Source organism: Tabrizicola sp. (assembly GCF_016792905.1).
GTDB lineage: Bacteria > Pseudomonadota > Alphaproteobacteria > Rhodobacterales > Rhodobacteraceae > Tabrizicola.
The window spans coordinates 1-7,285 of sequence record NZ_JAEULP010000040.1 but is presented as its reverse complement, the minus strand read 5'-3'; the positions used below and the strand labels follow the sequence as shown (position 1 = coordinate 7,285).

Annotated in this window: 9 protein-coding genes; 7 read left to right on the top strand and 2 right to left on the bottom strand. The window is 65.5% G+C overall.

Going from position 1 to position 7,285, the window contains the following annotated elements; all coding sequences use genetic code 11:
- The first annotated feature begins 351 nt into the window (after positions 1 to 351).
- Positions 352 to 948: a d(CMP) kinase gene (locus JNL31_RS09320; RefSeq protein WP_294972643.1), complete on the top strand. Its 597-nt coding sequence runs from the start codon at positions 352 to 354 to the stop codon at positions 946 to 948.
- On the opposite strand, the gene JNL31_RS09315 is transcribed toward JNL31_RS09320, so the two are convergent.
- Positions 945 to 1,286, bottom strand: coding sequence for a hypothetical protein (locus JNL31_RS09315; protein WP_294972640.1), 342 nt, complete (start codon positions 1,284 to 1,286; stop codon positions 945 to 947). The genes JNL31_RS09320 and JNL31_RS09315 overlap by 4 nt on opposite strands.
- Before the next feature lie 223 nt (positions 1,287 to 1,509).
- On the opposite strand from JNL31_RS09315, the gene rpsA reads away from it, so the two are divergent.
- From rpsA to JNL31_RS09290, 5 genes are all read left to right on the top strand, one after another.
- The gene (gene rpsA, locus JNL31_RS09310) at positions 1,510 to 3,189 is read left to right on the top strand and encodes a 30S ribosomal protein S1 (RefSeq protein WP_294972637.1); all 1,680 of its coding nucleotides are present in this window, start codon (positions 1,510 to 1,512) and stop codon (positions 3,187 to 3,189) included.
- A gap of 177 nt (positions 3,190 to 3,366) precedes the next feature.
- Positions 3,367 to 3,648 carry an integration host factor subunit beta gene (gene ihfB, locus JNL31_RS09305; RefSeq protein WP_294972635.1) on the top strand — a complete coding sequence of 94 codons (282 nt, stop codon included), beginning with the start codon at positions 3,367 to 3,369 and terminating at the stop codon, positions 3,646 to 3,648.
- 67 nt (positions 3,649 to 3,715) lie between these two features.
- Complete coding sequence (locus JNL31_RS09300) at positions 3,716 to 4,078, top strand: LapA family protein (RefSeq protein WP_294972632.1); 363 nt, start codon at positions 3,716 to 3,718, stop codon at positions 4,076 to 4,078.
- Positions 4,078 to 4,746 carry a phosphoribosylanthranilate isomerase gene (locus tag JNL31_RS09295; protein WP_294972630.1) on the top strand — a complete coding sequence of 223 codons (669 nt, stop codon included), beginning with the start codon at positions 4,078 to 4,080 and terminating at the stop codon, positions 4,744 to 4,746. The genes JNL31_RS09300 and JNL31_RS09295 overlap by 1 nt, the downstream gene beginning before the upstream one ends.
- Entirely contained in the window at positions 4,743 to 5,195 is a 453-nt protein-coding gene (locus JNL31_RS09290) for a GNAT family N-acetyltransferase (protein ID WP_294972627.1), read from the top strand. The genes JNL31_RS09295 and JNL31_RS09290 overlap by 4 nt, the downstream gene beginning before the upstream one ends.
- 5 nt (positions 5,196 to 5,200) lie before the next feature.
- Here the strand turns inward: JNL31_RS09290 and JNL31_RS09285 are convergent, their stop codons facing one another.
- Positions 5,201 to 5,674, bottom strand: coding sequence for a hypothetical protein (locus tag JNL31_RS09285; protein WP_294972624.1), 474 nt, complete (start codon positions 5,672 to 5,674; stop codon positions 5,201 to 5,203).
- A 116-nt stretch (positions 5,675 to 5,790) separates the two neighbouring features.
- On the opposite strand from JNL31_RS09285, the gene trpB reads away from it, so the two are divergent.
- Positions 5,791 to 7,023 carry a tryptophan synthase subunit beta gene (gene trpB / locus JNL31_RS09280; protein WP_294972622.1) on the top strand — a complete coding sequence of 411 codons (1,233 nt, stop codon included), beginning with the start codon at positions 5,791 to 5,793 and terminating at the stop codon, positions 7,021 to 7,023.
- The last annotated feature ends 262 nt before the right edge of the window (positions 7,024 to 7,285 follow it).

Genomic DNA, 7,285 nt, shown 5'->3' with positions numbered 1-7,285 from the left:
TGCCCTTGGCCATCGTGAAGTCTCCTCAAGTCATGCCGCCCGCGGGATGCGGCGGCTTGGCCCCGTCAGCTTGAAGTCGATTGCTGTGGCCGATGGTCGGAGACAGTGGTCGAAAAGATAACGTCGCGCGGGGAACATAGGCATATTCCTGACGGAATCCAAGCGGAAATCCGTGAAAATCCACGGGGTCTGCTGGACAGCGGCAGGGAATTCAAGGGCTTGGGGGCTGGGGCAGGTGAAGCCGCGGATGGAACATGGTCCTTGTGGCGCGGGCCGCCCGCAGAACCCCCTTCACGACTTGCGCTTTTCGAAATACTTCCGCCGGGGGCATTCGAGTGGCGGGCGAGGGTGATGATCTTCACGGTGGCAATCGACGGGCCGGCGGCGGCGGGGAAGGGCACGATCAGCCAGGCCGTGGCAGAACGGTTCGGCTTCCGGCATCTGGATACGGGCTTGCTGTATCGGGCAGTGGGCGTGAAGGGCGGCGATCCTGCCGCCGCCGCCCGCAACCTGACAGCCGCCGATCTGGACCGGGGCGATCTGCGCACATTGGAGGCGGGGCAGGCCGCCAGCCGAGTTGCCGCCTTGCCGGAAGTGCGAGAGGCGCTGGTCAGCTTCCAGCGCCGTTTTGCGCGATCGGAAGGCGGGGCGGTCCTGGACGGGCGCGACATCGGCACGGTGATCTGCCCCGAGGCCGAGGTGAAGCTTTACGTTACCGCCAGCCCCGAGATCCGTGCCCATCGGCGCTGGCTGGAGGTCGGCGGGGATGAGGCGCGAGTTCTGGCTGAAGTGAAGGAGCGCGATGCCCGCGACATGGGGCGGGCGGATGCTCCGTTGCGGGCGGCGGTTGACGCAGTGACGATCGACACGAGCAGCATGGCGATCGACGAGGCGGTGGCAGTGGCCTGCGCGGTGGTGGTGGCGCGGCTCGGCCGGGCCAAGGCCTAACGGCGCGCGGCGGTCAGGCGCTGCGCGAGCCAGGCCAGCGCCAGCCCCGGCAGGGCAAGGACGGCCACCGCGACGATTCCGAGCGGCAGCAGGTTGGCGCCCCCACCGCTATGCAGCGTCGAGATGGTCAGGACCCCGAAGATCGGCAGGAACAGAAGCCCGGTGTCGCGCAGGGGGCGGCTGTCGCGGGCAAGGCCCAGGGCGCCCGCACACAGGATCGCCAGCCCCCAGACCGGCCAGAAGGCGGGAACGTCCCAAAGCTCGCGCGGGTGGGCGAGCCATCCGGCGACGGACCAGAGGGCGGTGCCAAGGACAAGGGCGAGGATTGCGTTGCGCATGGCGGCAGGAAACCCCATGAAAGCGGCGGAAATGCGGAACGGGTGCCCCGCGGCCCGGGCCGGTTTCCCTTGCCTCACCCGGCCAATGCCGCTATAGCGCCCGCATCCTGAAACGACCGACAGTCGCCGGTTTCCCGGTGGGCTTCGTTTTTTCGTTCAGGGCAAAGACCGGCGGAGCCAACCGCAAGGCCAGTGAAAACACGAGAAAAGGAAACTGATCTATATGTGCGCTAAAGCAAGCATGGAAGACTTCGAAGCCCTGTTGAAGGAAAGCTTCGAGATCGACACCCCTGAAGAGGGCACTGTCGTCAAAGGCAAGGTCATCGCCATCGAGGCGGGCCAGGCCATCATCGATGTCGGCTACAAGATGGAAGGCCGCATCGACCTGAAAGAATTCGCGAACCCCGGTGAGCAGCCCAACATCAACGTGGGCGACACCGTCGAGGTTTATCTGGACCGCGTCGAGAACGCCCGCGGCGAAGCCCAGATCAGCCGTGAGAAGGCCCGCCGCGAGGAAGCCTGGGACCGTCTGGAAAAAGCCTATGCCGCCGAGCAGCGCGTCGATGGCGCGATCTTCGGCCGGGTCAAGGGCGGCTTCACGGTCGACCTGGGCGGCGCTGTTGCGTTCCTGCCGGGTTCGCAGGTTGACGTGCGTCCGGTGCGCGATGCCGGCCCGCTGATGGGCATGAAGCAGCCGTTCCAGATCCTGAAGATGGACCGTCGTCGCGGCAACATCGTTGTCTCGCGTCGCGCGATCCTGGAAGAAAGCCGCGCCGAACAGCGCGCCGAAGTCATCGGCAACCTGACTGAAGGTCAAGTGGTCGACGGCGTGGTCAAGAACATCACCGAATACGGTGCGTTCGTGGACCTGGGCGGCGTTGACGGCCTCTTGCACGTCACCGACATGGCCTGGCGCCGGGTCAACCACCCTTCGGAAATCCTGTCGATCGGCGAGACCGTCAAGGTTCAGGTCATCAAGATCAACAAGGAAACCCACCGCATCAGCCTGGGCATGAAGCAGCTCCAGTCCGACCCGTGGGATGCCGTCGAGAAGATGTATGCCATCGGCACGGTCCACAAAGGCCGCGTCACCAACATCACCGATTACGGCGCCTTCGTGGAGCTGGAAGCGGGGGTCGAGGGCCTGGTTCACGTCTCGGAAATGTCCTGGACCAAGAAGAACGTACACCCCGGCAAGATCGTCTCCACCTCGCAAGAGGTCGACGTCATGGTGCTGGAAATCGACAGCGCCAAGCGTCGCGTTTCGCTTGGCCTGAAGCAGACCCAGCGCAACCCGTGGGAAGTCTTCGCGGAAACCCACCCGGTCGGTTCGGCCATCGAGGGCGAAGTCAAGAACATCACCGAATTCGGTCTGTTCGTCGGCCTCGACAACGACATCGACGGGATGGTTCACCTCTCGGACCTGTCCTGGGACCAGCGCGGCGAGGAAGCGATCCAGAACTACCGCAAGGGCGACGTGGTCAAGGCCGCCGTCACCGAAGTGGATGTCGAGAAGGAACGCATCTCGCTGTCGATCAAGGCTCTGGGCGACGACACCTTCACCGATGCGGTTGATGGCGTGAAACGGGGCGGCATCGTCACCGTGACCGTCACGGCGATCGAGGATGGCGGGATCGAGGTCGAGTACAATAGCCAGAAGTCCTTCATCCGCCGTTCGGACCTGTCGCGCGACCGCGCCGACCAGCGTCCCGAGCGCTTCCAGGTGGGCGACCATGTGGATGTCCGCGTGACCAACATCGACCCGAAGACCCGCAAGCTGGGCCTGTCGATCAAGGCACGCGAGATCGCGGAAGAGAAGGAAGCCGTCGAACAGTATGGCTCGTCCGATTCGGGCGCGTCGCTGGGCGATATCCTGGGCGCCGCGCTCAAGGATCGTGGCTGAGGGATCGGCTTTCCTCACCCAAGATTGAACAGGAAGGCCCCGTCACAAGCGGGGCCTTTCCTTTTGGCCAAGTCCCCGTTTTTGTTTGCCCGAATGCAAATCCTGCCGCTATAGTCGCGCGAGAACAAGATGGTGGCGGCCGCCTGCCAGGGGCCGAACCACGAGGGGGGACTACGGATGATCCGTTCGGAACTGATCCAGAAGATCGCGGATGAGAACCCGCATTTGACCCAGCGGCATGTCGAGCGGATCGTGAACACGGTCTTCGAAGAGATCATCGAGGCGCTGGCCAAGGGCGACCGGGTGGAGTTGCGCGGCTTCGGGGCCTTCTCGGTCAAGGCGCGCGATGCGCGCGTCGGGCGCAACCCCCGCACGGGCGAAGCTGTCGCCGTCGACGACAAGAAGGTGCCGTTCTTCAAGACCGGCAAGCTGCTCCGCGACCGGCTGAACGGCAAGTAACCCCCCTTTGCCTTGCACCCGGTCCGGAACGGGCCGATAGTGGCCCCAAACCCTTGGGGTGCCTTGGATGATCCGCTATCTTCGCCTTCTGCTTCTTGGCCTTCTCGGTATCGGGCTGCTTGTGGTTGCGCTGGCGAACCGCGCGCCCGTCCCGGTGCGGCTGCTGCCCGACGACATGGCGGCCTTGACCGGGCTGACCTGGACGATGGACCTGCCGCTGTTTCTGGTGATCTTCGGCGGCATCATCGTCGGCGTGCTGATCGGCTTCGTCTGGGAATGGTTCCGCGAACACGGCCACCGCGCGACTGCCAACCAGAAGGGACGCGAGGTTGCCCGACTGGAGCGTGAACTGGCGGTATTGAAGGATTCCACATCGGTCCCCCCGAAGGACGAGGTGCTGGCGCTTCTGGATGCGCCCAGGGCCCGCTGATGCAAGAGGTGCGGGTCAAGATCTGCGGGCTGCGGACTGCGGCTGATGTGGCGGCGGTCGCGGCGGCGGGGGCGGGTTATGCCGGGTTCAACTTCTTTCCGAAGTCCCCCCGGTATGTGACCCCCGAGCAGGCCCGGGCACTGGCGCTGGCGGCGCCCGAGGGGCTTTGCAAGGTGGCGCTGGTGGTCGATGCCGACGATGCGACGCTGGACGCCATCGTGGCGGAGGTGCCCCTGGACATGCTCCAGCTGCACGGGCACGAAACCCCGGCCCGTGTGGCTGAGGTCAAGGCGCGCTATGGCCTTCCGGTCATGAAAGTGATTGGCGTGGCCGATGAGGCCGATCTGGCCCCCCTGCTCGACTATTCGCTGGTTGCCGATCAGCTATTGATCGACGCGAAGCCGCCGAAAGGTTCGGTCCTGCCGGGAGGCAACGGGCTGACCTTCGACTGGCGGCTCATGGTCGGGCGCAAGTGGCTGAAGCCCTGGATGCTGGCGGGAGGGCTCACGCCGGATAACGTGGCCCAGGCGGTGCGCCTGACGGGAGCGCGGCAGGTCGATGTCGCGAGCGGAGTGGAAAGCGCGCCGGGGGTGAAGGATCATGCCCGCATCGCGGCCTTCGTCGAGGCGGCGCAGGGCGTGAAGGCCGGCGTGCCGATCCTGCGATGAGCCGGGTGGTCTTTCGCGACGCGACCCGCGCCGATGTGGCTGCCATCGTGGCGCTCCTGACCGACGACCCGTTGGGCAAAGGCCGGGAGGGAGCAGAGGCGCAGGCCTATCTCGATGCCTTCGACGACATCGCCGCCAACCCCATGCACCAGCTGATCGTAGGCGAAGCCGGGGGTCGGATCATCGCCTGCGCCCAACTGACGGTGCTTGCGGGTCTCTCGCGCGGGGGCAGCCGCCGGGCGCTGATCGAGGCGGTCCGGGTGGCTGCCGACCTTCGTTCGCAGGGGCTGGGCGCGGCGCTGATGGCGGAATGCGAGGCGCGGGCGCGGGCGGCGGGGTGCACGATGATCCAGCTGACCACAGACCGCAGCCGGTTGGACGCGCACCGCTTCTACGAGCGGCTGGGCTATGTCGCCTCGCATCTGGGAATGAAGAAGCCGCTGACCTGAGATATCTAGGGGAAAGTCGGCAGTTCACCCAGGGCTTGCAGGTCGTGGTCGCTGATCTCGCCTCCGACGGTGAAGGACACCCCGTCCCATTGGAAGACCGGAAAGCTGAACCCCGGCCCGCCGAGCGCGAAGTCATGCACGTCATTGCGGGTATCGGGCAAGACCATGATGAATCCGCCGCCGTTGAAGACACTGCGCCAGCCCGCGCCATCGGCCATCAGAAGATGCATGTCGCCCGGGTTGTCGCCGTAGCAGGAGACCGTGTTCGGCCCGCCGGGAATGACCAGGAGCTGCGCCGTGCCGACCGCCCCACCAAGCTCGACCGGCGTCAGCATGGGTGTCACCGCCTCGTCGCAGGCATTGATCACCTGCCCGCCCTTGACCTTCAGCCCCAGCGATGCCGCCAGTTCAACCGCATCCGGTGCCGCATGGACCGCGCTGCCCGGGACCATCAGCATCAGTGTCGCCAGTTTCCGCATGTCCCGTCTCCATGACCACCCACCCTGCTATCCAAACGCGGAGGCCCGCCCAAAGGCAAGCTTTACGCCGCCCGGACCCACCGCTAGAGAGGAAGGGCAGTAGCTAGGGGGCGGAGATGGCCGAGGACGGGTTGAACAGCTTCATGACGGGGCCGGACGAACAGGGCCGCTTCGGGCTTTTCGGCGGACGTTTCGTCAGCGAGACCCTGATGCCGCTGATCCTGGAGCTGGAAGAGCGCTACAACTTCGCCAAGACCGACCCGAGCTTCTGGGCCGAGATGGACGATCTCTGGAAGCACTATGTCGGCCGCCCCTCGCCGCTGTACTTCGCGCCGCGCCTGACCGAGCATCTGGGTGGCGCCAAGGTCTACATGAAGCGCGACGAGCTGAACCACACCGGCGCGCACAAGATCAACAACGTGCTGGGACAGATCATCCTCGCCCGCCGCATGGGCAAGACCCGGATCATCGCGGAAACCGGCGCGGGCCAGCACGGGGTGGCGACGGCCACGGTCTGCGCCAAGTTCGGGTTGAAATGCGTGGTCTACATGGGCGCGCATGACGTCGAACGCCAGGCGCCGAACGTGTTCCGGATGAAGCTCTTGGGCGCTGAGGTCATTCCGGTGACTTCCGGAAGGGGCACGCTGAAGGACGCGATGAACGATGCGCTGCGCGACTGGGTGACGAACGTGCGCGACACCTTCTACTGCATCGGCACGGTGGCGGGACCGCATCCCTATCCGGCGATGGTGCGGGATTTTCAGTCGATCATCGGCAAGGAAGTCCGCTGGCAGCTGGCAGAACAGGAAGGCGAGGGCCGGCTCCCCGACGTGGTGGTCGCGGCCATCGGCGGCGGGTCGAATGCCATGGGCCTCTTCTTCCCCTTCCTCGATGATCCCTCGGTAAGGATCGTCGGCGTGGAAGCGGGCGGCAAGGGCGTGGACGAGCGGATGGAGCATTGCGCCAGCCTGACCGGGGGCCGTCCTGGAGTGCTGCATGGCAACCGGACCTATCTGTTGCAGGACGCGGACGGGCAGATCCTGGAGGGGTTCAGCATCAGCGCGGGGCTCGACTATCCCGGCATCGGGCCGGAACATTCCTGGCTGCACGATGTGGGCCGGGCTGAGTACGTCAGCATCACCGATGCCGAGGCGCTGGAGGCGTTCCAGCTCTGCTGCAAGCTGGAGGGAATCATCCCGGCGCTGGAGCCCTCGCATGCGCTGGCGCAGGTGATGAAGCTGGCGCCGACGCTGTCGCGCGACAAGATCATCGTGATGAACATGTGCGGGCGCGGCGACAAGGACATCTTCACCGTTGCCAAGCACCTCGGCGTGTCGATGAAGATCTGAGACAGTTAAACTTGCGGACCATCGCGGGGCCCGTGGCAGTTGTCGCGGGCCCCTTGCGTTGCCCGATTCGCCCGGTGTGCGGGACGGCAACGCCCGGCGAGCGCCGATCCGGGCCTGTCGCGCGCAGGTTGCGCATAAACTCCGGTTTATTCCGGCAAACCCAGGGCATAGGGGGCGACATGTAAACCTCTGGTCAATGGCCAGCACCAGCAACCCGCGGCTTGATGGGTCCATGCTCTCGACGGTGGACACCCGATCCCCT

What these genes read in the sequence shown, in the direction of transcription:
- ihfB (WP_294972635.1), top strand. Translation starts at nt 3,367, where the DNA reads ATGATCCGTTCGGAACTGATCCAGAAGATCGCGGATGAGAACCCGCAT.
- trpB (WP_294972622.1), top strand. Translation starts at nt 5,791, where the DNA reads ATGGCCGAGGACGGGTTGAACAGCTTCATGACGGGGCCGGACGAACAG.
- rpsA (WP_294972637.1), top strand. Translation starts at nt 1,510, where the DNA reads ATGTGCGCTAAAGCAAGCATGGAAGACTTCGAAGCCCTGTTGAAGGAA.
- JNL31_RS09295 (WP_294972630.1), top strand. Translation starts at nt 4,078, where the DNA reads ATGCAAGAGGTGCGGGTCAAGATCTGCGGGCTGCGGACTGCGGCTGAT.
- JNL31_RS09315 (WP_294972640.1), bottom strand. Translation starts at nt 1,286, where the DNA reads ATGCGCAACGCAATCCTCGCCCTTGTCCTTGGCACCGCCCTCTGGTCC.
- JNL31_RS09285 (WP_294972624.1), bottom strand. Translation starts at nt 5,674, where the DNA reads ATGCGGAAACTGGCGACACTGATGCTGATGGTCCCGGGCAGCGCGGTC.
- JNL31_RS09320 (WP_294972643.1), top strand. Translation starts at nt 352, where the DNA reads ATGATCTTCACGGTGGCAATCGACGGGCCGGCGGCGGCGGGGAAGGGC.
- JNL31_RS09290 (WP_294972627.1), top strand. Translation starts at nt 4,743, where the DNA reads ATGAGCCGGGTGGTCTTTCGCGACGCGACCCGCGCCGATGTGGCTGCC.
- JNL31_RS09300 (WP_294972632.1), top strand. Translation starts at nt 3,716, where the DNA reads ATGATCCGCTATCTTCGCCTTCTGCTTCTTGGCCTTCTCGGTATCGGG.